The sequence below is a fragment of the Streptacidiphilus monticola genome (genome assembly GCF_042658505.1).
GTDB lineage: Bacteria > Actinomycetota > Actinomycetes > Streptomycetales > Streptomycetaceae > Streptacidiphilus > Streptacidiphilus monticola.
In genome coordinates this window covers 71,857-93,377 of record NZ_JBHSQJ010000083.1, presented here as the reverse complement: position 1 = coordinate 93,377, position 21,521 = coordinate 71,857, and the positions used below count along the sequence as shown (strand labels likewise).

At 72.2% G+C, this 21,521-nt stretch carries 19 protein-coding genes and 1 tRNA gene; 8 read left to right on the top strand and 12 right to left on the bottom strand.

Features of this window, described 5'->3' with window-relative positions:
• Entirely contained in the window at positions 1-1,065 is a 1,065-nt protein-coding gene (locus ACFP3V_RS20405; RefSeq protein WP_380585470.1) for an ROK family transcriptional regulator, read from the top strand.
• A gap of 152 nt (positions 1,066-1,217) precedes the next feature.
• Here the strand turns inward: ACFP3V_RS20405 and ACFP3V_RS20400 are convergent, their stop codons facing one another.
• Positions 1,218-2,552 (bottom strand): tetratricopeptide repeat protein, encoded by a 1,335-nt coding sequence (locus tag ACFP3V_RS20400; protein ID WP_380585468.1) that lies wholly within the window; start codon positions 2,550-2,552, stop codon positions 1,218-1,220.
• A 233-nt stretch (positions 2,553-2,785) separates the two neighbouring features.
• On the opposite strand from ACFP3V_RS20400, the gene ACFP3V_RS20395 reads away from it, so the two are divergent.
• Positions 2,786-3,199 (top strand): hypothetical protein, encoded by a 414-nt coding sequence (locus ACFP3V_RS20395; RefSeq protein WP_380585466.1) that lies wholly within the window; start codon positions 2,786-2,788, stop codon positions 3,197-3,199.
• Between the two features lie 30 nt (positions 3,200-3,229).
• On the top strand, positions 3,230-4,078 hold the full coding sequence (locus ACFP3V_RS20390) for a spermidine synthase (protein WP_380585464.1): 849 nt from the start codon (positions 3,230-3,232) through the stop codon (positions 4,076-4,078).
• Between the two features lie 112 nt (positions 4,079-4,190).
• Here ACFP3V_RS20390 and ACFP3V_RS20385 read toward each other — a convergent pair whose 3' ends face one another.
• The 7 genes from ACFP3V_RS20385 to ACFP3V_RS20355 all read right to left on the bottom strand — a co-directional run bounded on the left by ACFP3V_RS20385 (position 4,191) and on the right by ACFP3V_RS20355 (position 13,353).
• Positions 4,191-5,915, bottom strand: coding sequence for an ABC transporter substrate-binding protein (locus ACFP3V_RS20385; RefSeq protein ID WP_380585462.1), 1,725 nt, complete (start codon positions 5,913-5,915; stop codon positions 4,191-4,193).
• A 160-nt stretch (positions 5,916-6,075) separates the two neighbouring features.
• Entirely contained in the window at positions 6,076-7,119 is a 1,044-nt protein-coding gene (locus tag ACFP3V_RS20380; protein ID WP_380585460.1) for an ABC transporter ATP-binding protein, read from the bottom strand.
• Entirely contained in the window at positions 7,116-8,171 is a 1,056-nt protein-coding gene (locus ACFP3V_RS20375) for an ABC transporter ATP-binding protein (RefSeq protein WP_380585458.1), read from the bottom strand. Before ACFP3V_RS20375 ends, ACFP3V_RS20380 begins: the two co-directional genes overlap by 4 nt.
• Complete coding sequence (locus ACFP3V_RS20370) at positions 8,168-9,133, bottom strand: ABC transporter permease (protein ID WP_380585456.1); 966 nt, start codon at positions 9,131-9,133, stop codon at positions 8,168-8,170. The genes ACFP3V_RS20375 and ACFP3V_RS20370 overlap by 4 nt, the downstream gene beginning before the upstream one ends.
• A 3-nt stretch (positions 9,134-9,136) precedes the next feature.
• Positions 9,137-10,123: an ABC transporter permease gene (locus ACFP3V_RS20365; RefSeq protein WP_380585454.1), complete on the bottom strand. Its 987-nt coding sequence runs from the start codon at positions 10,121-10,123 to the stop codon at positions 9,137-9,139.
• A gap of 13 nt (positions 10,124-10,136) precedes the next feature.
• Positions 10,137-11,252: a LacI family DNA-binding transcriptional regulator gene (locus ACFP3V_RS20360; protein WP_380585452.1), complete on the bottom strand. Its 1,116-nt coding sequence runs from the start codon at positions 11,250-11,252 to the stop codon at positions 10,137-10,139.
• A gap of 634 nt (positions 11,253-11,886) precedes the next feature.
• Entirely contained in the window at positions 11,887-13,353 is a 1,467-nt protein-coding gene (locus ACFP3V_RS20355; RefSeq protein WP_380585450.1) for a GH1 family beta-glucosidase, read from the bottom strand.
• A gap of 245 nt (positions 13,354-13,598) precedes the next feature.
• On the opposite strand from ACFP3V_RS20355, the gene ACFP3V_RS20350 reads away from it, so the two are divergent.
• The 3 genes from ACFP3V_RS20350 to ACFP3V_RS20340 all read left to right on the top strand — a co-directional run bounded on the left by ACFP3V_RS20350 (position 13,599) and on the right by ACFP3V_RS20340 (position 16,355).
• Positions 13,599-14,621 carry a LacI family DNA-binding transcriptional regulator gene (locus tag ACFP3V_RS20350; protein WP_380585448.1) on the top strand — a complete coding sequence of 341 codons (1,023 nt, stop codon included), beginning with the start codon at positions 13,599-13,601 and terminating at the stop codon, positions 14,619-14,621.
• Between the two features lie 242 nt (positions 14,622-14,863).
• Complete coding sequence (locus tag ACFP3V_RS20345; protein WP_380585446.1) at positions 14,864-15,784, top strand: slipin family protein; 921 nt, start codon at positions 14,864-14,866, stop codon at positions 15,782-15,784.
• Between the two features lie 97 nt (positions 15,785-15,881).
• Positions 15,882-16,355: an iron chaperone gene (locus ACFP3V_RS20340; protein ID WP_380585444.1), complete on the top strand. Its 474-nt coding sequence runs from the start codon at positions 15,882-15,884 to the stop codon at positions 16,353-16,355.
• 80 nt (positions 16,356-16,435) lie between these two features.
• Here the strand turns inward: ACFP3V_RS20340 and ACFP3V_RS20335 are convergent.
• The 3 genes from ACFP3V_RS20335 to ACFP3V_RS20325 form a co-directional block, all read right to left on the bottom strand.
• Positions 16,436-16,511, bottom strand: a tRNA-His gene (locus tag ACFP3V_RS20335).
• Positions 16,512-16,652: 141 nt separating this feature from the next.
• The gene (gene orn / locus ACFP3V_RS20330) at positions 16,653-17,246 is read right to left on the bottom strand and encodes an oligoribonuclease (RefSeq protein WP_380585442.1); all 594 of its coding nucleotides are present in this window, start codon (positions 17,244-17,246) and stop codon (positions 16,653-16,655) included.
• A gap of 132 nt (positions 17,247-17,378) precedes the next feature.
• Positions 17,379-18,512, bottom strand: coding sequence for a GlxA family transcriptional regulator (locus tag ACFP3V_RS20325; RefSeq protein WP_380585542.1), 1,134 nt, complete (start codon positions 18,510-18,512; stop codon positions 17,379-17,381).
• Between the two features lie 609 nt (positions 18,513-19,121).
• Here ACFP3V_RS20325 and ACFP3V_RS20320 point away from each other — a divergent pair.
• Entirely contained in the window at positions 19,122-19,952 is an 831-nt protein-coding gene (locus tag ACFP3V_RS20320; RefSeq protein ID WP_380585440.1) for a GNAT family N-acetyltransferase, read from the top strand.
• A gap of 79 nt (positions 19,953-20,031) precedes the next feature.
• Here the strand turns inward: ACFP3V_RS20320 and ACFP3V_RS20315 are convergent, their stop codons facing one another.
• The gene (locus ACFP3V_RS20315; protein WP_380585438.1) at positions 20,032-20,715 is read right to left on the bottom strand and encodes an HAD family hydrolase; all 684 of its coding nucleotides are present in this window, start codon (positions 20,713-20,715) and stop codon (positions 20,032-20,034) included.
• 320 nt (positions 20,716-21,035) lie between these two features.
• Between ACFP3V_RS20315 and ACFP3V_RS20310 the strand changes: the two genes are divergently transcribed.
• On the top strand, positions 21,036-21,521 hold a 486-nt coding region (locus tag ACFP3V_RS20310), incomplete at its 3' end, for a universal stress protein (RefSeq protein ID WP_380585436.1).

Genomic DNA, 21,521 nt, shown 5'->3' with positions numbered 1-21,521 from the left:
GTGGCCACCGACTCCGCGTTCAATCTCAGCCTCCTGCGCGACCGCAACGACGCCGCGGTGCTCCGCGCCGTGCGGGCCCGCGGCGGGGCCGGCGTCAGCCGGGTGGAGCTGGCGGCGGAGACCGGCCTGACCGCGCAGGCCATCAGCAAGATCGCGGCCCGACTGCTGGACGAGGGCCTGTTGGCCGAGGCGGGCCGCGAGCGCGTCGCGGGCGCCACGGGCAAGCCGCGGACGCTGCTGCGCCTGGTCCCCGACGCCCGCGTGGCCCTGGGCGCGCAGCTGGGACGGGAGGAGCTGCGGCTGCTCCGGGTAGACCTGGCCGGCACGGTCACCGGGCAGGCCAGGGCGACGGTCGACCTGCGCGGTGAGCCGGGGCCGGTGCTGGACCAACTGGCGCAAATGGCGTCGGAGTTGACGTCCGATGTGACGGACGGGCAGGTGCTGGGGCTGGGCCTGGCGGCGCCGGGTCCGCTGGACGCCCGGGAGGGCGTCCTGCACCACGTCACCGGTCTGCCGCGCTGGCGCGGCCTGCGTCTGCGCGAGGAGATGCAGGCGCGCTGCGGGCTCCCGGTGGTGGTCGAGAAGAACACGACAGCGGGTGTGCTGAGCCAACTCGGCTCGGACAACCGCGCGTTCGTCTATCTCGGGGACGGCGTCGGCGCGGGCCTGGTACTCGGCGGCCGGGTGCAGCGGGGCGCCCGGACGAACGCGGGGGAGTTCGGCCACCAGTGCGTGGACCGCGACGGGCCCCTGTGCGCCTGCGGGGCCCGCGGCTGCCTGGAGGCGGTCTGCCTCACCGCGCTGCGCGCGGGGCGCGCGGAGGAGGCGGCCCAGGTGCTGGGTGTGGGGGTGGCGAACCTGGTGCGCCTGCTGGACGTGGACGAGGTGTCCCTTGGGGGCGGCAGGATGCTGGACGCCGTGGAGCTGTTCGAGGACGCGATCCGCGCCGAACTCGCCTCCCGCGTCCCGGACGGGACCTGGCAGACCGTCACCTTGAGCCGAGCCCCACGACTGGCCATCCCGCTGGGCGCAGCCGGCCTGGCAATGGCTCACCTTTTCCACTGACGCAGGTCGCACCCCTCTCATGAGGCGCAGCCTCCAGGGGCGCGGGCCGCAGACGTTCGAGCGTCGGCGTGCTGCCGGGCGCGGAGGCTCCGGTCAGGCGGGTCTGTGGCCCGTGCCCCTGCGGCCCGCGCCGCTGATAGTGCGACCTCAGGTCATCCGGCAAGGACCAGGTCGTGCTCCTGCAGGAAATCCCTGACCTCCGGGACGGCACCATGCTGCCGCAGGCTCTCCGCCGTCGTGGCGAGCATCCTGCGGATGCGGGTGCTGTGCACGTCGGTCAGAAGGGCGACCGCGTCGCGGCCCGTGGCCGCCGCCGCGGCCAACTCGCCGCGGCCGAGCCAGTCGTGGGCCAGTTCCGCCGTGTACAGGGCCCGGTTCCGCACGAAGTGCACCGGCTGCAGCGCTATCGCCTGCTCGGCCTGGTCCACCGCGCGGTCCCACTCGCCCAGCGCGGACCAGCACTGGGCCTCCAGGCCCGCCACTTCCGCGTCGTTGAAGAAGGACATCCAGTCCGGGTCGGCCTCCCGCGCGCCCCGCGCATAGTGGCGGTGCGCCTCCAGCAGCGCGCGTTCCGTCGCGCGCCGGTCGCCGAGGACCGCCCAGCCGCCGGCCTCCCGCAGCGCCAGCAGGGCCAGCAGCCGCTCCGAGCCCAGCCCCGTCGCCGCGCTCCGGGCGGCCTGGGCCGCGCGCACGGCCTCGCGCGGGCGGCCCGCGTCCCGGGCCAGGAAGGCGCTGTTGCAGAAGGAGTGCGCTTCCAGCGCCGGGTCGTCGGCCATCCGCGCCGTGGCGAGGGCCTCGGCGTAGAAGGAGCGCGCCTCCGCCCAGTGGCCCGAGTCGTGGGCCAACCAGCCGACGGAGATGGCGAGTTCACCGGCACCGGACTGCAGCCGCTGCTCGGTCCGGGCCGTGTAGCTGCCGAAGTTGAGCAGCCGGTACGCGGCCCGCAGGGCCTGGCCCGCCTGGTCGAAGAGGCTGTCGCCGCCGTGGGCGTCGTCCCACAGCCGGATGCGGCGCACCGCCTCCTCGACGTCGCGGACCTCCTTCGCGCCGACCCGGGACCCGGTCCCGGCGTGGGCCGGGGCGTCCAGCCCGACCGCCGCGGCCAGCGCCATGGGGGCGCCGGCCAGGAACGTGCGTCGCTGCACGTCGTCGTTCTCCTCGTCGTGGTGCGCAGGGCGTCGCCGGGCCTCGGTGCGTGAGGCGAAGCCCAGGTCCTCCAGGGAGGAGCCGGGGAACATGTGGCGGAACACCCGCTCGTAGGCGTAGTTGGGGCACCGGATCTCGCCCGACTCGATCCGTCCGACGTAGCGCGCGTCGCAGGAGACGTGCTCGCCGATCTCCCGGGCCGCGCGGCGCACGGCCGCGGCGAACTCGCCTGCGGACAGGCCGCCGCGCAGCGCCCGCATCCGCTCGTTGGGACGCCGCTGCTGCGGGACGGAGGCCAGGAACGGGACGGGGGAAGGGATGGGGAGTGAGTTCTGTGCCATCAGGTGCCCCTTGTGTCTGAACTGCTGCCAGACCCTACTCCGCGTCACGAGTCGAACACCCAGGGTTTCACTACAAAGCGGACATCCCGCAGCTGATCCGCCATGAAATGCCATGCCCCGCCAGGCTCGCCACCCGTGGCCTCGGGGCGGTTCGCGCGTTGAATCAGGCAGCAACACCGAACCAGCCAGGTCGGCAGCGCACCACGCCGGCCGCCAAGGAGGTCGCAGTGCAGGTGGAATTCGTTCGTGCCACACATGCGCAGGCCCCGCACGGTCAGGGCGCCCGTGCCCATGTCCCCCCGTACGGTGCCACCGGCCGGGCGGTCGCGGCCTGCGACGTGGTGACCGTGCCGGAGCGGCAGGGCCTGGAGACCGTCGACATCCTGCGCCTGCGCGGCGGCTGCGGCGCGGTGCTGCACCGCGGCGACGGCGGTTCGAGCTCGACGCTGTCCTTCCTCGTGCCGCCTGGCGCGGCGGCCGGCTGGGAGCTGCCGGCCGAGGCCTCCTGCACCGATCTCCCGGTCCCCGGGGAGGCGGGCAGCTGGCTGCTGCCGCCCAGTGGCGGCTCCACGCTGACGGACCCCGACCGCCTGCACGCGGCCCTCGACGAGGCGGCGCGGACGCTGGCCGCCCTGGACGACGTCTGATCCGGGCTGACCTGCAGTCATACTGGCCGGGTGGCACGGAAGAACAGCACGGTCGGCGCGGTCGTGGCAGAGGTGGACTCGGGCACGGCGGAACTGGTCCCGGACCGGGACCGCCCGCAGGCCTGGGCGCTGCTGCTGGACGGCGCACCGCAGTCGCACGTGGATCTGGCCGAGCCGACCCGCTTGACCTTCGGCTACCAGCGGCGGCTCGGACACGTGGTGGACGCGGCGGCCCCGCCCGGGCGTCCGCTCACGGTGCTGCACCTCGGCGGTGGTGCGCTGACCCTGCCCCGCTACGTCGCGGCGACGCGGCCGCGCTCGCGCCAGCAGGTGGCGGAGATCGACACCCGGCTGACCGAACTGGTGCGCCGGGAGCTGCCCCTGGACAGGTCGTGGCAGATCCGGGTGCGCGGCGGTGACGCCCGGGAGGTGCTGGCGAAGACCCCGGAGGGCTGGGCGGAGCTGATCATCGCGGACGTCTTCCGCGGGGCGCGGGTGCCCGCGCACTGCACCACGGTGGAGTTCACCACCTTGGCCGCCCGCGCGCTCGCGCCCGGCGGGCTCTACGCGGCGAACATCGCCGACGGCGGCAGGCTGGACTTCGCGCGGGCCCAACTGGCGACGCTGCGAACGGCGTTCAGCGAGGTGGCGGTGCTGGCGGACCCGGCGGTGCTGCGGGGCAGGCGCTTCGGCAACCTGGTGCTGCTGGCGTCCACGGCCCCGCTTCCGCTGAGCGCGCTGCGGCGCGCGATGGCCGCGGACGCGACGGCCCCCCGCCTGCTGGCGGGCGCGGACGCCCGCGACTTCGAAGCCGGCGCCCGCCCGGCCACGGACGCCACGGCCACCGACTCCCCACCCCCACCCGACGGCACGTTCTGACGTACCGTCAGCGCGAGAACGCGCCACTCGGGGAGGTCCGGTCCCGTGCGGGACGAACCTCCCCGAGTGGCGGGTTGTTCGCGCAGTTCCTCGCGCCCCTAGGGGCGTGCGACTAGCTCTTCGGAGCGAGCTTCAGGATGATGTACTCCCAGGCCTGGCTGTTGGGGGCCGGGTTCATGTACGGGTTGTCCGCGTTCGGGAAGCCCGTGAAGTTGGCGTCCGTGTACTGGTACCAGGCCGCGCCGTACAGCAGCGGGACCGAGGGCATGTCGTCGGACAGCAGCTGCTGGATCTTGTTCAGCGCCGCCTGCGCCGACGCGTCGTCCGTGCTGGCCTCGTAGGCCTTGAACAGGTCGGTCGCCTTGGGGTTGTCGTAGCGGTTCAGGTTGTTCGCCGCCGGCTGGCCCAGCGGCGCGGTGAGCCGCGGGTCCGCGGTGAACTGGAGCTTCTGGAACGGGGTCGAGCCCTGGCCCCAGTGGATCGAGGCGTCGTAGTTTCCGTTGGCGAGCGCGGTGGACCAGGCGTTCGGGTCGGCCGCCAGGTCGGCGGTGACGTCGAAGCCGGCGGTGGTGAGGTCCTTCGCGATGGCCTGGGCGCCGCAGGCGTAGTCGGTGTACGGCTGCGGGTCGGTCACCTTGAACTTGACGGTCTTGCCGTTCTTCGACCACTTGCCGGACACCTTGGTGTAGCCGGCGCCCTTCATCAGGCTGTCCACGGCGGCCTGGTCGGCCGTCGGCTTCAGGTCGTTGTTGAGCGCGGAGTTCATGACCTTGCCGTCGACCGGCGCGGTCAGGCCGCCGGAGGAGGTGGCCGGGAGCTCGTAGTCGGTCTCGCACTGCGAGGCGTAGGACTGGCGGTTGAGCGCGGCGCTGATGGCCTTGCGGACCGCCGCCTGGCCCAGCTCCGGGGCGTTCTTGCTCTTGTTGTTCAGCAGCAGGGAGACCGTGTTGACCTGCGGGTAGTACGGGGCCTTGTCGGTCCACAGGTGGTTGTGCTGCGGGTCCTTGCCGACGAAGACCGTCTGCACGTTGGCGATGTTGTTGCCGGTGAGGTCGATGTCGCCCTTGGCCAGCGCGGCGGAGGCCGCGTTGTTGTCCGCGTAGGCCGGCAGGTTGACGGACTTGACCTTGGGCTCGCCCTGCCAGTAGCTGGGGTTGGCCTTGTAGGTGACCAGCTGCGAGGAGAACTTGTCGACCAGGTAGGGGCCGGTGCCGATGGCCTGGGCGGCCTTGACCACCGCCGCCTCCGGCTTGGTGATGCTCTTCCAGATGTGCTGCGGCAGGATCAGCTGCTGCGCGATGGCGACGAAGTTCGCCTTCTGCGGGGTGTCGAAGTTCAGCACCACCGTCGTCGGGTTGGTGACGCTGGTGCTGCTGACCGTCGGCGCGCCGAAGGCGTTGGCCGCCGGGTCCGACTTGATCAGGTCGAAGGTGAACTTGACGTCGTCGGCGGTGAAGTCCTGGCCGTCGCTCCACTTGATGCCGGAGTGCAGGGTGATCGTCACGGTCTTGTTGCCGTTGGACCACTCGGCCTTGTCGGCCAGCCACGGGATCGGGGCCTGGGAGGCGTCCAGGGAGTTGATCTGGAACAGCGGCTCGTAGATCAGCGAGCTGGTGTTCTCCAGGCGGCCGATCGAGTTGGTGCTGATCGGGTTGAAGTCCTCGGTGAAGGAGGCGACCGGGTTGGACTCGACGACCAGCGCGGTGCCACTGGCCGAGGAGCCGCTGCTGGACCCGCCGCCGGGCGACTTGCTGTCGGAGCTGCAGGCAGCCGTGGTGAGGCCGAGGCCGAGGGCGGCGATGACGCCGATCGCTCTCATGGTGGTGGTGCGGTTCACTGTCGTACGCTCCTTGTGTCCGGACGGCTCGTGCGTGCTGTAGGTGGTGCCGCGGGGTGCTCGGATTCACGCCCTGGCGGAGTTGCAGCTCCTCCGGGGCTCCGTCGTCCGCCCCCGTTGGCGCGGGGGCGGACGATGCTCATGGGTGGTGCGGTGCGGATCAGCCGACCGACGCCGAGGCGTGGTCGGGGCTCAACAACCAGCAGGCGGCGACATGTTCGCCACCGTCCACCGGAAGCGCGGGGGGCTGCCGGGTGCGGCAGACATCCATCGCGAAGGGGCAGCGCGGGTTGAAGCGGCAGCCCTGGGGCGGGTCGATCAGGCTCGGCGGGGCGCCCCGGCCGCGCAGCTCCACCTGCTCGGTACGGCTCGGATCGGGGGCCGCGCTGAGCAGCAGCTGGGTGTAGGGGTGCGCCGGGGAGTCGGTGATCTGGACGGCCGGGCCGGACTCGATGATCTGGCCCGCGTACATCACCACGACGGTGTCGGCCAGGTAGCGGGCCGAGGCGATGTCGTGGGTGACGTAGAGGATCGCCAGGCGCTCCTGCTCGCGCAGCTCGTCGAGCAGGTTGAGCACGCCCAGGCGGATGGACACGTCCAGCATCGAGACCGGCTCGTCGGCCAGCAGCACGCGCGGCTGCACGGCGAGGCCGCGGGCGATGGCCACGCGCTGGCGCTGGCCGCCGGAGAGCTCGTGCGGGAACTTGTCGATGTAGCGGTCGGCCGGGGTCAGCGCCACGCGCTCGAGCAACTCGCGTGCCAGCGCGTCGAGTTCGGCCTTGCCGGCGGCCTTGCGGTGCAGCTTGAGCGGCCGCTCCAGGTGGTACCGGACGCTGTGCACCCCGTTGAGCGAGGAGAAGGGGTCCTGCAGCACCAGGTGCACCTGGCTGGTCCACTCGCGGCGCTCCTTGGCGCTGCTGCCCACCGGCTTGCCGTCGAGCAGCAGTTCGCCGCTGGTCGGCGTGATCAGCTGGGTGAGCAGCCGGGCCAGGGTGGACTTTCCCGAGCCGGACTCGCCGACCACGGCGGTGACGGTGCCCTCGGGCAGGGCCAGCGAGACGTCCTCCACGGCGTGCACCACGCGGCCGCGGCGCAGGCCCTCGTGGACCGGGAAGTGCTTGGTCAGGCGGCGGGCCTCCAGGGCCGGGGTGCCGGGGCGCTTGGGCCCGTGCACCACGCCGGTGGCGGTGTCGGTGGCGGTCACAGGGTGCTCCCAAGGGCTCGGGCGAGCGGGGCGGGGACGGTCTCCAGACCGTCCTGCAGGTGGCAGGCGGCCACACGACTGCTCAGGTCGGCGGCGGGGACGGCCAGTTCGGGCGTCTCGCGGCGGCAGCGCTCGATGGCGAAGGGGCAGCGCGGGTGGAAGGCGCAGCCGCTCGGCATGGCGCTGAGCGCGGGCGGGGAACCGGGGATGCCCTCCATCCGCACCCGCTCGCCGTGCAGCGCGGGGAAGGAGTTGAGCAGCCCGTAGGAGTAGGGGTGCCGCGGCGCGTGGAACAGCTCGCCGGCGTCGGCCAGTTCGACCAGCCGGCCCGCGTACATGATGGCGATGGTGTCGGCCAGCTCCAGCAGCAGCGACAGGTCGTGGGTGATGAAGATGACCGCGAAGCCGAGCCGGTCCTTCAGCTGGAGCAGCTCCTCCAGGATCTCGCGCTGGGTCACCACGTCGAGGGCCGTGGTCGGCTCGTCCATGATGACGACCTGCGGCTCCAGCGCCAGCGCCATCGCGATCATCACGCGCTGGCGCATGCCGCCCGACAGCTCGTGCGGGTAGCTGCGCAGCCGGTCCTCGTTGATGCCGACCAGGCGCAGCAGCTCGGCCGCGCGCTCGCGGCGCTGGTCCGCGGTCATGTGCGCGCGGTGCGCCTTGAGCGCGTCGGTCAGCTGGACGTCGATCCGGGCCACCGGGTTGAGCGCGTGCAGGGCGGACTGGAAGACGACGGAGAGCTGGTCCCAGCGGATCCGGCGCAGCGTGGCGGCGTCGGCCCCGAAGAGGTCGACCGCCTCGCCGTCGCGGGTGTGGAACACCGCCTCGCCGCCGGTGATCACGCCGGGGGCGCGCAGCAGCCGGGTGACGGCGTAGGCCAGGGTGGACTTGCCGGAGCCCGACTCGCCTGCCAGGCCCAGGACTTCGCCGCGGTGCAGGGTGAGCGTGGCGTCGGTGATCGCCCGGACGCCGTGCTCGCCGACGCCGTAGTCGACGCAGAGGTCGCGGATCTCCAGGACGGGTTCCCGGGTGCGGGTGGCCGTGGTCACTTGGCGACCTCCTCGGTCGGCGCGTACGGGGTGGGGGTGGTCGCCGGGACGGCGCGGGGGGCGGTGCGCAGCACCGGGGTCATTCCGAGGCGGAAGGTGACGCCCTTGCCGCGGCCCACCCGGGCCGAGGTCAGCCGGGGGTTGATCACCTCGTCGATGCCGAAGTTGACCAGGGCCAGCGCGGTGCCGACCAGCGCGATGCAGACCGCCGGCGGCACGAACCACCACCACTGGCCGACCATCACGGCGCCCTGGCTGATGGCCTGACTGATGATCAGACCCCAGCTCGGGACGGTCGTGTGGACCAGGCCGAGGTAGGTGAGCACGGTGAAGATACCGATGCCGTAGATGACGGTGAAGATGAAGGACGAGGCCAGGATCGGAAGCAGGTTGGGCACGATCTCGAAGAGCATGATCCGCCACTTGCGCTCGCCGATGACCTTGGCGGACTCGACGTAGTCCTGGCCGCGCAGCGCCAGCGTCTGGGTGCGCAGCACCCGGGCGCCCCAGGCCCAGCCGGTGAGCGCGATGACGGCGCCGATCACGAAGGGGTTGGCGGTGTCCTCCGGCGGCAGCGGCTTCATGATCACCATCAGGATGATCAGGCCGGGCAGCGCCAGGAAGATGTTGGCCAGGGCGGTCAGCAGGTCGTCCACCAGCCCGCCGAGGTATCCGGCCGTGACGCCGACGACGACGGAGAGGACGGTGGCCACCAGGCCCGCGATGAAGGCGATGAGCAGGGTGTCCCGGCCGCCGTTGAGCACCATCGAGAAGACGTCGTGCTGCTGCTGGTCGGTGCCGAGCCAGTAGGTCCCATTGGGCGCCAGCGGCACGTGGTGGATCCGGTCGACGGTCCAGTCCGAGGAGTGCGGGGCGACCAGCGGGCCGACGAAGGCCAGCAGGGCGAAGACGAACAGCAGGACCAGGCCGGTGAGCACCTTGGGGGAGCGGAGTGCGCGCATGGCTCAGGCCTCCTTGCGGGCGCGGGGGTCGAGCAGGACGTAGGCGATGTCCGCCAGGAAGTTGATGGCGAGCACCGTGAAGACGATGACCAGCAGCACGCCCTGCATCAGCGGGTAGTCGCCGGCGAGCACCGCGTTGTTGATGTCGGTGCCGACGCCCTGGTAGCTGAACACGATCTCGGTGACGATGGAGCCGGTCACCACGAGGCTGATCGACAGCGCGAAGTTGGAGAGCGCGGGGAGGATCGCGTTGCGCGCCGCCACCGCGGCAACCCGCCACTGCGGCAGGCCCTTCGCGGCGGCGACCAGGACGTAGTCCTCGTCCATGGTGGTGATCATCATGTTGCGCATGCCGATGATCCAGCCGGCGATCGACGCGAGGGCCACGGTCAGCGCAGGCAGCGTGCCGTGCTGGAGCACGCTGCCGATGAAGGGGCCGTTCCAGCCTTCCGTCAGGTGCGCGTTGCGGCTGGTGTCGTAGTTGCCGCCGTAGGGGAAGAAGCCGCCGTAGTAGCCGAAGGTCAGCATCATCAGGATGGCCAGGACCAGGTACGGCACCGACTGGAAGAAGGTCGCGATCGGCAGCAGCGCGTCCAGGAAGCCGTTGCGCTTCCAGCCGATCACGATGCCCGCCAGGGTGCCGGCCACGAAGGCGATGATCGTGGCCGAGCCGACCAGGCCGATGGTCCAGGGCAGGTCCGACGTCAGCACGTCGACGACCGGGCCGCCCTTGGAGGTCGAGGTGCCGAAGTCGCCCTTGAAGAGGTGCCCGACGTAGGTGAAGTACTGCGAGAAGGTGCTGGAGTGCCCCCCGCCGTACTCCTCCTCCAGTGCCTTGACGGTGGCCGGGGACAGGCTCGAACCGCGCAGCTGGGTCAGGATGTTCGACAGCGCGCTGCCGGGCAGCAGCCGGATCAGGAAGAAGTTCAGGGTGATGGCGGCATACGCGGCGAGCACGTAGAAGCCGAGCCGGCGCAACAGGGTCCGCATGGCGTCCGCTCCCTCAGCCTATGGGGCGCCACAGGCGCGGGGTCGTCGGTTCGGCCGGGCAGCCGCAGCTCTCGCGGCGGACGATCCGGGTGGGCAGCACGATCTCCGCCGGCGGACCGGCGGGTGACGAAGCGTCAGCTGTGATCATCGAGTGGAGCACCTCGAAGGCTCGGGCGCCGATCTCCTGGATGGGCTGACGCACCGTGGTCAGCTGCGGGCGGAGATGGCGTGCGAAGGGCAGGTCGTCGAACCCGGTCACGGCGACATCCCCGGGGACGTCGAAGCCGTGCTCGGCGAGGGCGTAGATGACGCCCAGGGCGGTCTGGTCGTTGGCGCAGGCGATGGCGCGGGGCAGCGAGGCCCCGAGGGAGATCAGTCCGCGGACGATCTCCACGCCCCCGGCGGCGGAGTAGTCGCCCTGCCAGGCAGGGCCGGTGAGGACTTCCGCGCCCAGGGACTGCGCCTGCTCGGTGAAGGACCGGCCGCGGACGACGTTGTCCGGGCTGTCCGCGTGCCCGGCGATGTAGGCGAGGCGGCGGTAGCCGTGGTCCTCGACCAGGTGCCGGGCCAACTCGCGCATGCTGTCCGCGCTTTCGCTGCGGACGTTGGCCACGTCCATGCCGGGCTGGCCGGCCAGGGTGACCACGGGGGTGGTCCGCGCGATGGTCTCCAGCCCCGCGGTGGAGAGCACCTGGTCGTGCAGGATCAGGCCGTCGCACTTGCCGGCGATCGTCAGGATCCGGTTGGGCAGGGTGCGTTCGTCGATGTTGACGGAGCAGACCAGCAGGTCGAAGCCGCGGCGGCCGGCCGCGATCTCGATGCCTCGGTTGATCTGGTCACCGAAGAGCAGGCTCTCGGTCTCGTCGGCGAAGGTGCCGCCGTCGTCGGTGCCGTAGACGCGGCGGAAGACCACGCCGACGACGTGCTTGAGCCGGGAGCTGAGCGCCCGCGCCGCCCCGTCGGGGACGAAGCCGAGCTCGGCGATCGCCTTCATCACCTTGTCCCGGGTGACCGGCCGGGGGTTGTCCCGGTCGTTGAGCACGCGGGAGACGGAGGCGATGGACACACCCGCCCGACGCGCGACGTCATAGATCGTCGGCGCGGAGTCGGATTTGCTTCGTGTATCCACGGGGTGCCTTCCAGGCGGATCCTGAGCGATTGCCGTAAGCGCTTACTGGCTGGGCGCTGCGACGAAGCTAGGGCCGCTTTCGCGGCGACGCAAGGGGATGTGTTGTAGACGTTACGCGGATGTGACTTGTGAACGCCAGCCCCGGTTACTGCGTTCAACTTCCGAACACAGCAGGCGGATTGAGGCGCCTGCCCTGCGGATCGGAAAGCGCTTACAGAAGACAGCACCCCCAGGGGCGCGGGGAACGGCGCGACCAGCCCACCACTGTGGAGGCCCGGCCCTTGATCGGGTCGGACCTCGTTGCGAGGTGGACTGCCCGCGCGGTTCCCCGCGCCCCTGGGGGTGCCTGGTTGCGCGTGGTGCATCAGTGCCCGCCGGGCAGGCCCCTGTGTTTCCAGAAGGCGCACGCGGTCAGGGTCAGGCCGGCGAGGACGGGGAGGAGCCAGGAGAGGAGCGAGGGCTCGGCAGGTTCGTGGGGCGGAGGGGGCGGCGGGGGTGCCGGCGCAGCCGCCAGCACGGAGGCGAGAGCGTGCACGTAGCGTCCAACGACTCTCATCACCGCAGGTCACGGGCGTGTTCGGTGACCCTCAGCACCGGACACGCCCGTGACCCCTCCACGCGGTCCGACCCGGGGTCAGGGTGCGGGTCGGGCCACGGCGCCGCGCCGGATCGTCTCCGCGTACCAGCGGGCGCTGCTCTTGGGGGTGCGCTGTTGCGTGGCGAAGTCGACGTAGACCATGCCGAACCGCTTGGCATAGCCGTACGACCACTCGAAGTTGTCCAGCAGGGACCACAGGAAGTACCCCTGCACCGGCACCCCGTCCGCGATCGCGTCGTGGACGACGGCCAGGTGGCCCTGCACGTACGCGATCCGCTCGGGGTCGCGCACCTCGCCCTCGGGCGTCGGGTAGTCCTCGCAGGCGATGCCGTTCTCGGTGATGAAGATCGGCAGCTGCGGGGCTTCCGCGTGGACCCGGGCCAGCAGGTCGCGCAGGCCGGTGGGGTCGATGCTCCAGCGCATCGCCGTCAACTCGCCCGGCGGCTGGTGGAAGTCGACCCGCTCCGCGCCCGGCCACGGGGAGAAGCGGCTGTTGCCGTGGCCGTCGGCCCCGGTCCTGCCGCTGCCGCCGCCGGAGACCAGCGTGGGCGCGTAGTAGTTGATGCCGAGCTGGTCGATCGGGGCCGAGGCGGCGGCCAGGTCGCCCGGCTGCACGAGGCGGTCCCAGTCCACCAGGTGGGCGGTGTCGGCGCGCAGGTCCTCGTCGTACCGGCCGTGCAGGATCGGGCCGAGGAAGACCCGGTTGCCGACCGCGTCGATCCGGCGGGCCGCGTCGAGGTCCTGGGGCGAGTCGGTGAGCGAGCGGATCTGATGGAGGTTCAGGGAGATGGACAGCTCGGCGCCCGGCGCGGCCGCGCGGACGGCGGCGACGCCGCGCCCGTGGGCCAGGTTGAGGTGGTGCGCGGCCCGGAGCGCGTCGGCGGCGTCGGTGCGGCCGGGCGCGTGCACGCCCGAGCCGTAGCCGAGGAAGGCCGAGCACCAGGGCTCGTTGAGGGTGGTCCAGTGGCGGACCCGGTCCCCGAGCGCCTGGGCGGCCAGACCGGCGTACTCGCCGAAGCGCTCGGCGGTGTCCCGCACCGGCCAGCCGCCGGCGTCCTCAAGCTCCTGCGGCAGGTCCCAGTGGTAGAGCGTGGCGACCGGGGTGATCCCGGCCTCCAGCAGCTCGTCCACCAACTGCCGGTAGAAGTCGAGGCCGCGCTCGACGGCCGGGCCGTGCCCGGTCGGCTGGATGCGCGACCAGGAGAGGGAGAAGCGGTAGGCCTTCAGGCCCAGCTCCTTCATCAGGGCCACGTCCTCGCGGAACCGGTGCACGTGGTCCACGGCGATGTCGCCGGTGTCGCCGTGGTGCACGCGCCCGGGGGTGTGCGAGAAGGTGTCCCAGATGGACGGCGTCCGGCCGCCCTCCGTGGCGGCCCCCTCGATCTGGTAGGCCGAGGTCGCCGTGCCCCACAGGAAGTCAGGCGGGAACCGCAGCAGTTCCGCTCCCTGGGGCAGGCTCTGCGGGGCGGAGGCACTGCTCGGACGGGTCTCGACTTGGGTCATTCGCGGGCGCTCCCATGGCTGAGTCCTGGTACGGCGGTAAGTGGTGGATGCGGCCCCTGTCTCTGGGAGCGCTCCCATTTCCCTCGCCTCGGAATGCTGGTGTGCTTCTGACGCGCTGTCAAGACGTACGCCCTGCCTTGCTGCAAACTTCATGGGAGCGCTCCCGTCATGCGCACGCTACGCTGTGCCTCTGCGCGCCCCTGCCGGACGGGGGCCGCGAGGGTCCGGAGGACGAAGGAGCGGACATGGCGCAGAGCGCTGGGCGGCCCACCCTGGAGGCGGTGGCCGCGCGCGCGGGGGTGGGACGCGGCACCGTCTCCCGGGTGGTCAACGGGGCGCCCGGGGTCAGTGAACAGGCCCGTGCCGCGGTCGAGGCCGCCATCGCCGAACTCGGCTACGTCCCCAACCGGGCGGCCCGCTCCCTGGCCACCAGCAGGGCCGACGCCGTGGCCCTGGTGATCCCGGAGACCGAGTCCCGAATCGCCTCGGAGCCCTTCTTCGCCGAGATCATCCGCGGGGTTGCCAGCGAACTCTCGGAAACCGAGCTGCAGTTGCTGCTGATCCTGGTCCGCACCGAGCGCGAGCGGCAGCGCCTGGCCGGCTACCTCAGCGGCCACCGGGTGGACGGCGTGCTGATGGTCTCGGTCCGCTCCGAGGACCCCGTCATCGACCTGCTGGAGCAGCTCGGCCTGCCCACCGTCCTCGGCGGCCGCCGCTCGGAGCTGGAGCCGCTCAGCTATGTCGACTCCGACAACCTGGGCGGGGCGGTGGCCGCGGTGCGCCACCTGCTGGCCCTCGGGCGGCGGCGGATCGCGACCATCACCGGCCCGCTGGAGATGGAGGGCGCCCGAACCCGCCTCGACGGCTACCGCCGCGCCCTGACCGAGGCCGGCCTCCCCGCCGACGAGTCCGCGCTGGTGGTCCACGGCGACTACTCCGAGCAGGCGGGCGAGCGGGCGATGACCCGACTGCTGGACTCCGCACCGGACTTGGACGCCCTCTTCGCGGCCTCCGACCTGATGGCCGCAGGCGCCATGCGGGTGCTGCGCCGGGCCGGACGACGCATCCCCGAGGACGTGGCGGTGGTCGGCTTCGACGATTCGCCGGTGGCCCGGCACACGGAGCCCGCGATGACGACGGTGCGCCAGCCCAGCGAGGAGATGGGACGCACGATGGCCCGCCTGCTGCTGGACGAGATCGCCTCCCCCGACCGCGCCCACCGCCAGGTGCTGCTCCGCACGGAACTCGTCGTCCGCGACAGCGCGTGAGTTGCAGCCCCCCTTGGGGCGCGGGGAAGCGCGAGCAACCCACCCCCCGCGGAGGTTCGACTCGCACACGGGGCGGACCTCCCCGAGTGGTGGGCCGGTCGCGCAGTTCCTCCCCAGCCTTCGGCCAGGGGCCCCAGCGCCCCTGAAGGTGCGGCGCACTGTTCGGCGGTAGGGCCACGCGGGTAGCGTTGCCGGTGACGGGCCTGGGTTCTGGGCCCCCTCGGCGAGTCGGGGTGATCGCGATGATCGCGGTTGACGTGCTGCTCGGGCTGCTGGGCGCAGGCGCGCTCTGGGCGGCCATGGGCGTCCGTGTGATCCAGCAGTTCGAGCGGGGTGTCGTCTTCCGCTTCGGCCGCGTCCACAAGCAGATCCGGTCACCGGGGCTGACCCTGCTGGTTCCGATCGCGGACCGGCTGCGCAAGGTCAACGTGCAGATCGTCACCATGCCGGTGCCCGCGCAGGAGGGCATCACCCGCGACAACGTGACGGTCCGGGTGGACGCCGTCGTCTACTTCAAGGTCGAGGACCCGGTCCTGGCCACGGTCAACGTGCAGAACTACACCTTCGCCATGTCCCAGGTCGCGCAGACCTCCCTCCGCTCGATCATCGGCAAGAGCGAGCTGGACGACCTGCTCACCAACCGGGAGCCGCTGAACCAGGGGCTGGAGGTCATGCTGGACAGCCCCGCCGTGGGCTGGGGCATCCGGATCGACCGCGTCGAGATCAAGGACGTGGCGCTGCCCGAGTCCATGAAGCGCTCGATGTCCCGGCAGGCCGAGGCCGAACGTGAGCGGCGCGCCCGGATCATCACCGCGGACGGCGAGTACCAGGCGTCCCGCAAGCTCTCCGAGGCGGCCACCATCATGAGCAGCACCCCGGCCGCGCTCCAGCTGCGGCTGCTGCAGACGGTGGTCGAGGTCGCCGCGGAGAAGAACTCCACCCTGGTGCTGCCCTTCCCGGTCGAGCTGCTGCGCTTCCTGGACGCCTCCACGCCGAAGTCTGACGGCGCGTCAGGCCTCAGCCCCGCCGCCGTCGAGGAGCTGGCGGAGGAGCGGGCCGAGCTGGAGGCCGAGGCGGACGCCGAACTGGAGGCCGGCGGCCTGGTCCTGCCGGCCCTGGAGGACGGCGAAGCCGACCGGCATCCGGAGCGGCCGCCGGCCTGAACTCAGCTGACAGCCCGTCAGTTTCGGAGAAGCCCCGCGACCGCGGGCTCCCTACGATGATCGGTGTCGAGATCGCCACCGCACAGGGGAGCCCGCAATGAGCGACACGAAGAAGCCCGCGACGTCCGCCGCCGCGTCCTACGACGGTTTCACGGCCGAGGAGCGGGCCGCGATGCGGGACCACGCCAGGGAGCTGAAGGCGGCCGCGTCCCGCAAGGGCGGCAAGGCGGACAAGGCGGCGGCCGACGCGGCGGCGGTGGTCGAGAAGATCGCCGGGTTCGGCGACGAGGACCGGATCATCGCCGAGAAGCTGCACGCCGCCATCACCACCGAGGTGCCGGAGCTGGCGCCGAAGCTCTGGTACGGCATGCCCGCCTATGCCAGGGACGGCAGGATGGTCTGCTTCTTCCAGAGCGCCGCGAAGTTCAGGTCCCGCTACGCGACCGTCGGCTTCAGCGACGGCGCGAACCTCGACGACGGGGACATGTGGCCGGTCTACTTCGCCGTGAAGGAGCTGACGCCCGAGGTCGAGTCGAGGATCCTCGCCCTGGTGAAGCAGGCCGCGAGCTGAGGCACGGGGTCGCGCCCTCCCGCTGACACGGGGTCAGAACGCGACCGGGGCCCTGACGATTCGTCAGGGCCCCGGTCCGGTGGGGTGAGCGACGGGGCTCGAACCCGCGACACCTGGGATCACAACCCAGTGCTCTACCAGCTGAGCTACGCCCACCATCTGGTTCGTCAGCCCGCCTCGCGCGCTGACGGAGATAACTCTACAGGATCGCCGGGGGTGCTCTCGACCAGCTTTCGCTCCGCCCCGGTGGGGCTTATCCCCAGGTGGGGCCCGGGCCGGCGGGCGGCCTCGGAAGGGTCAGTTCTCGTACTTCTCGGCCACCGCGCGCGCGGCGTCGCCGTCCGGGCCGGGGGCGGGGACGAAGACGGTCTCCCGGTAGTAGCGCAGCTCGTTGATCGACTCGCGGATGTCCGCGAGCGCGCGGTGGTTCCCGGCCTTCTTCGGGCTGTTGTAGTAGGCCTTGGGGTACCAGCGCCGGGCCAGCTCCTTGATCGAGGAGACGTCGACGATCCGGTAGTGCAGGTAGTCGTCGAGGGCCTTCATGTCGCGGGCGAGGAAGCCGCGGTCGGTGGCCACGGAGTTGCCGGCGAGCGGGGCGCGGCCCGCCTCGGGGACGTGGGCGCGGATGTAGTTGAGCACCATCGCCTCGGCCTCGACCAGGGTGACGCCCGAGGCCAGCTCGTCGAGCAGGCCGGAGGAGGTGTGCATCTCGCGCACCACGTCGGGCATGGTCTCCAGGGCCTCCGCCGGGGGCTTGATCACGATGTCCACGCCCTCGCCCAGGACGTTCAGCTCGGAGTCGGTGACCAGCGCGGCGACCTCGATCAGCGCGTCCGTCTCGAGATCCAGTCCTGTCATCTCGCAGTCGATCCACACCATGCGGTCGTTCATGCCGGCTCCCTGTTCACGCATCGGACTGACCCGTCATGGTCGATCAGTCGTACGCGGACGTGCAAGTCGGCGCGCACGCGGCCCACGCGCCGCCCAGGGGCGCGGTGCGCCCCTGGCACGGCCGGGCCCGGCTCAGTCCCGGGCCGAGGCACGGACGGCGAGCTGGGCGGTCTCCGGGTGGGCGAGCGCGGCCTGGGGTCGGCCGTCCTCCGCCGGCGCATGGTCCCGGCTGCCCGCGCGGGGCCGGGCGCCGCGCGGGCCGCGGGCCTGCGGCGGCACCGTCGGGGCCGGCCCGGTGCGCGGCTCCGGCACCGAATCCGCCTTCCGGGAGCGGAAGTTGGAGCGGTACACCGCCGGGGACACGCCGAGCTGGCGGCGGAAGTGGCCGCGCAGCGCGACCGGGGAGCGGAAGCCGCAGCGCCGGGCGATCTCGTCCACGGAGACGTCCGTGGTCTCCAGCAGCCGCTGCGCCTGCAGCACCCGCTGCGAGATCAGCCACTGCAGCGGCGCGCTTCCGGTCAGCGCCCGGAAGCGCCGGTCGAAAGTGCGCCGGCTCATGTAGGCGCGGGCGGCCAGCGCCTCCACGTCGAACTGCTTGTTGAGGTTGTCCAGCGCCCAGGTCACCACCTCGGCGAGCGGGTCGCTGCCGATCTCCTCAGGTAAAGACCTGTCGATGTACGGGGCCTGTCCGCCGCTGCGCCGGGTCGGCACGACCAGTCGGCGTGCGAGCGCGGTCGCCGCCTCGGCGCCGTGGTCGGCGCGGACGACGTGCAGGCACAGGTCGATGCCAGCGGAGGTGCCGGCGCTGGTGAGCACGTCGCCGTCGTCGATGAAGAGTTCGCGCGGATCGACCTGGATCTTGGGATACCGCTTGGCGAGGGTCGGCGCGTACATCCAGTGGGTGGTGGCCGGGCGGCCGTCGAGCAGGCCGGCCGCGGCGAGCACGAAGGCGCCGGTGCACAGGCCGATGATCCTGGCCCCCTCGGCATGGGCCTTGCGCAGCGCGGCGAGCGCCTCGGGGGGCGCGTCGTGGGCGGGCGAGCGCCAGGCGGGGACGACGACGGTGCCGGCCCGGGAGAGCCCCTCCAGGCCGTGCGGCGCTGTCATGGTGAGCCCGCCGGTGGTGGCCAGCGGGCCGTCCTCGCCCGCGCAGACCAGCAGCCGGTAGTGCGGCAGCCCGCTGTCCTGGCGGTCGATGCCGAAGACGGAGAGGGGGATCGAGCTCTCGAAGATCGGCCCGCCGCTGAACAGCAGCACGGCGACGATCTCCGGGCGGCGGCGTCCGGAGAGCTTGCGGGGGGCGGCGGCCGACCCGGCCGTGGGCGCGCCGAGGGGGGTGACTGGGCCGCCGGGTGAGCTGTCCGTGTCGTCCGCGGCGGCGGTACTCCTGCTGACCCTGCTCAAGGCGCTCCGGCCCCCCTCGCTGTCATGGTCGTCCCGTCCTTCGCTGCATGCGGAGTTCCCCGGTACTCGGCTGCGGCTTGTCGTGTCCTGCCCCGTGCTTGTCAAGATCGAATCTACTGGTTCCGAAGTGGCTGGTGCGACTGGTTCTCCGTCAGACGCTATGTCGACAAGGCAATTTGGCGTGAAGCATTCGATCACGAAGACTGACACCCCGCTGTCCGCCAGGGAAGGGGGCGCGCGAAGCGCTGGCCAGTTGTCGCAGCGCGCGCAGTGCCGCGGAGGCCGGTTACGGCCCGGACCAGCGCCTCTGGGCTGGGACGATGGCCAACCCCGGGAAGGCGTGCCGAAGTTGACCGAAAAGAGGCGTTGAGGCGCGAGGGGGGCGCACTCGGCGCGCGACCGGCGCGCGCCCCCTACGCTGCTTACTCCGCCCGCGCGCCCCCGCACCGGCCGACGGCTACGGTGGGCGCCGTGAGCAGTGTGGCGGATGCGGACGGGATCGCGGCGCGCAGCGGACTGGAACTGGCCAACGACAACGCGGCGGCGCTCTGGCTGGGCCGGGCGGCCGCCCACGGCTGGCAGACGGCGTCGGGCCCCGCATGGACCGCGGTGCGCTGCGAGGGGCCCGCGGAGGGCGCCCACCGGGTGCTGCTGACCCGTGCGCCGGCCGACCCGGGGGCGCTGACGGCCGAACTGCTGGAGCTGTTCCGGCGCTGGGACACCCGCGCCCTGCACCTGGAGGACCCGTACCGCGTGCTGGACCTGTCCCGCCACGGCTGCGAGGCGGCCCTGCCCGCGGCGGTGATGGTGCGTCAGGCGGCGGGGGCGGGAGCCGAGTCGGAGCCGAGGACGCCGGTACCGACCGGGGAGGTGCAGGTCCACGAGGCAGGGGCGGAGCCGCAACTGGCCGACGTGGAGCGGGTGGTGGTGCAGGGCTTCCCGTTGCCCTCGCGGCTGCCCTGGCACCGAGGCGCGCAGTTCCCGCCCGAGGCGATGGCCCGCTGCGGCCCGGCCCTGCGCCAGTGGCTGGCCCTGCGCCACGGCACCCCCGCCGGCGCCTGCCTGAGCTGGGACGACGGCGCGGCGGTCGGCCTGTACTACGTCGCCGTCCTCCCCGAGCACCGCGGCCGCGGGGTGGGACGCACCCTGGTCCGCGCCGTGCTGGACGCCCACCCCGGCCGCGCCGCCGTGCTCACGGCGACGCTCCTGGGTGAACCTCTGTACCGGCGGCTGGGCTTCCGCGAGGTCGGGACGTCGGTGTGGTGGCGCTTTCCCGGCACGCCGCAGGCGCTGCGCTCCTGAGCCGTCCCGGTGACGCCGGTGAGCCTGCTCGGCGCCCCGCCTGACGAGGGGTCAGGCGGGGCGCGTACGGCGGCGGTTGTCAGGCCGGGGTCGCCGCCAGGATGCGGTCCACGGCCTCGGGAAGGTCGGCGGCGCTGAGCGTCGGCCGGTAGCCCAGCTCGGCCCAGGGGCGGCCGTGCTCGATCCAGGCGCTGTTCAGGCCCGCGAGCGCCGCCCCGGCGATGTCCGCGGGCGGATGGTCGCCCACCATCCAGCTGCGCTCGGTCCACGCCGCGCCGTTGCGGCGGCGGAGCGGGATGCCGCAGCGGTCGGCGGCCATCCGGAAGATCCGCGGATCGGGCTTGTCGATGGCGACCGCCTCCGAGACCACCCAGCCGTCCACCAGGTCCGCCAGTCCGGTCCGCCGGATCTTGGCCTCCTGCGGACCGACCGCGCCGTTGGTCACGATGCCGAGCACCCAGCCCTTCTCCCGGGCGGTGAGCAGGGCCTTGGCGTGCGCCGGTGGACACCGGATCAGGGCGGTCATGGTGCGGGTGTACTCGTCCTGCAGCTCTTCCAGCGACGTCCGCAGGCCGTAGCGGCTGCGCAGGGCCCCGAAGAGGGCGGGGCGGGGGAAGTAGCCCCCGCAGTCGAGGGTCGCGAGCCAGGCGAGGTCCCGGGGATCGAAGCCGTGCTCGGCGAGAAACCGCTGGGCCCAGCCTTTGAATGCCATGTTCCGATCAACGAGGGTGTTGTCCAGGTCGAACAGCATGAGGGGTGGCATGACGGAATGGTTTCAGCCGGGTGGCATATGCGGTGAAGAATCGGTGTCCTTTGACCGAAAACCCGTGCGATACACCGGGCTTTCGTCGTGGAATCGCCTCGGCTTCCCCTCCGAATCGCCCGGGACGGTGCACCGTTGCGCATACGACGCGGCTCAGGCATGCTCCATGCACGCCCCGGGCGCGCTCCGGCGTACGCGTCGCCAGTTCGCGGGAACCGGCGCCCCCGTACGCTCCGCATCTGGGCGTGGACCGATTGTCGCCGTACCCTGTAGAGAACCCACCCACCTGCCGCATCCCCTCTCGCGAAACGTCCGCAGCCATGGCCGGTTACGAGCACCCCGACCCCCCGAGCAGACGCAAGCCAGCGTCAGGAGCCGACTTGCCCATGCCCGGTTTCGAGACCCAGTCGCAGCAGGCCCGGCCCTGCGACCCCGCCTTCCTCCACGGTGTCGTCGTCGGCTTCGACGGATCGGTCTCCAGTGAGCGCGCGCTGGCGTACGCCGTCGGCATGGCGCGCCGCTCGGGCGCGGGGCTGGTGCTGGTACACGTGGCCAACCGCCTTCCGGCGACGGTCTGGGCCGGCTGCGAGCCCCCCGTGTTCGTGGACGTCCCCGATCACCGGACCGAGGTGCTGGGACTCGAACTCGCCTGCGCGGACTACCTGAGCGACATCCCCTGGGTCCTCGTCGAGCGGGGCGGCGACATCTGCCACGAGCTCGAAGAGGTCGCCAAGGAGTACGCCGCGGACGCGATCGTCGTCGGCGGCACGCACGGCCTTCTCGGCCGCCTCTTCGGCAGTGTCGCC

Bases quoted from the DNA above. Each gene is read 5' to 3' on its own strand.
- ACFP3V_RS20400 (WP_380585468.1), bottom strand. From the start codon at position 2,552: ATGGCACAGAACTCACTCCCCATCCCTTCCCCCGTCCCGTTCCTGGCC.
- ACFP3V_RS20370 (WP_380585456.1), bottom strand. From the start codon at position 9,133: ATGCGCGCACTCCGCTCCCCCAAGGTGCTCACCGGCCTGGTCCTGCTG.
- ACFP3V_RS20365 (WP_380585454.1), bottom strand. From the start codon at position 10,123: ATGCGGACCCTGTTGCGCCGGCTCGGCTTCTACGTGCTCGCCGCGTAT.
- ACFP3V_RS20355 (WP_380585450.1), bottom strand. From the start codon at position 13,353: ATGACCCAAGTCGAGACCCGTCCGAGCAGTGCCTCCGCCCCGCAGAGC.
- ACFP3V_RS20350 (WP_380585448.1), top strand. From the start codon at position 13,599: ATGGCGCAGAGCGCTGGGCGGCCCACCCTGGAGGCGGTGGCCGCGCGC.
- ACFP3V_RS20345 (WP_380585446.1), top strand. From the start codon at position 14,864: ATGATCGCGGTTGACGTGCTGCTCGGGCTGCTGGGCGCAGGCGCGCTC.
- ACFP3V_RS20340 (WP_380585444.1), top strand. From the start codon at position 15,882: ATGAGCGACACGAAGAAGCCCGCGACGTCCGCCGCCGCGTCCTACGAC.
- orn (WP_380585442.1), bottom strand. From the start codon at position 17,246: ATGAACGACCGCATGGTGTGGATCGACTGCGAGATGACAGGACTGGAT.
- ACFP3V_RS20315 (WP_380585438.1), bottom strand. From the start codon at position 20,715: ATGCCACCCCTCATGCTGTTCGACCTGGACAACACCCTCGTTGATCGG.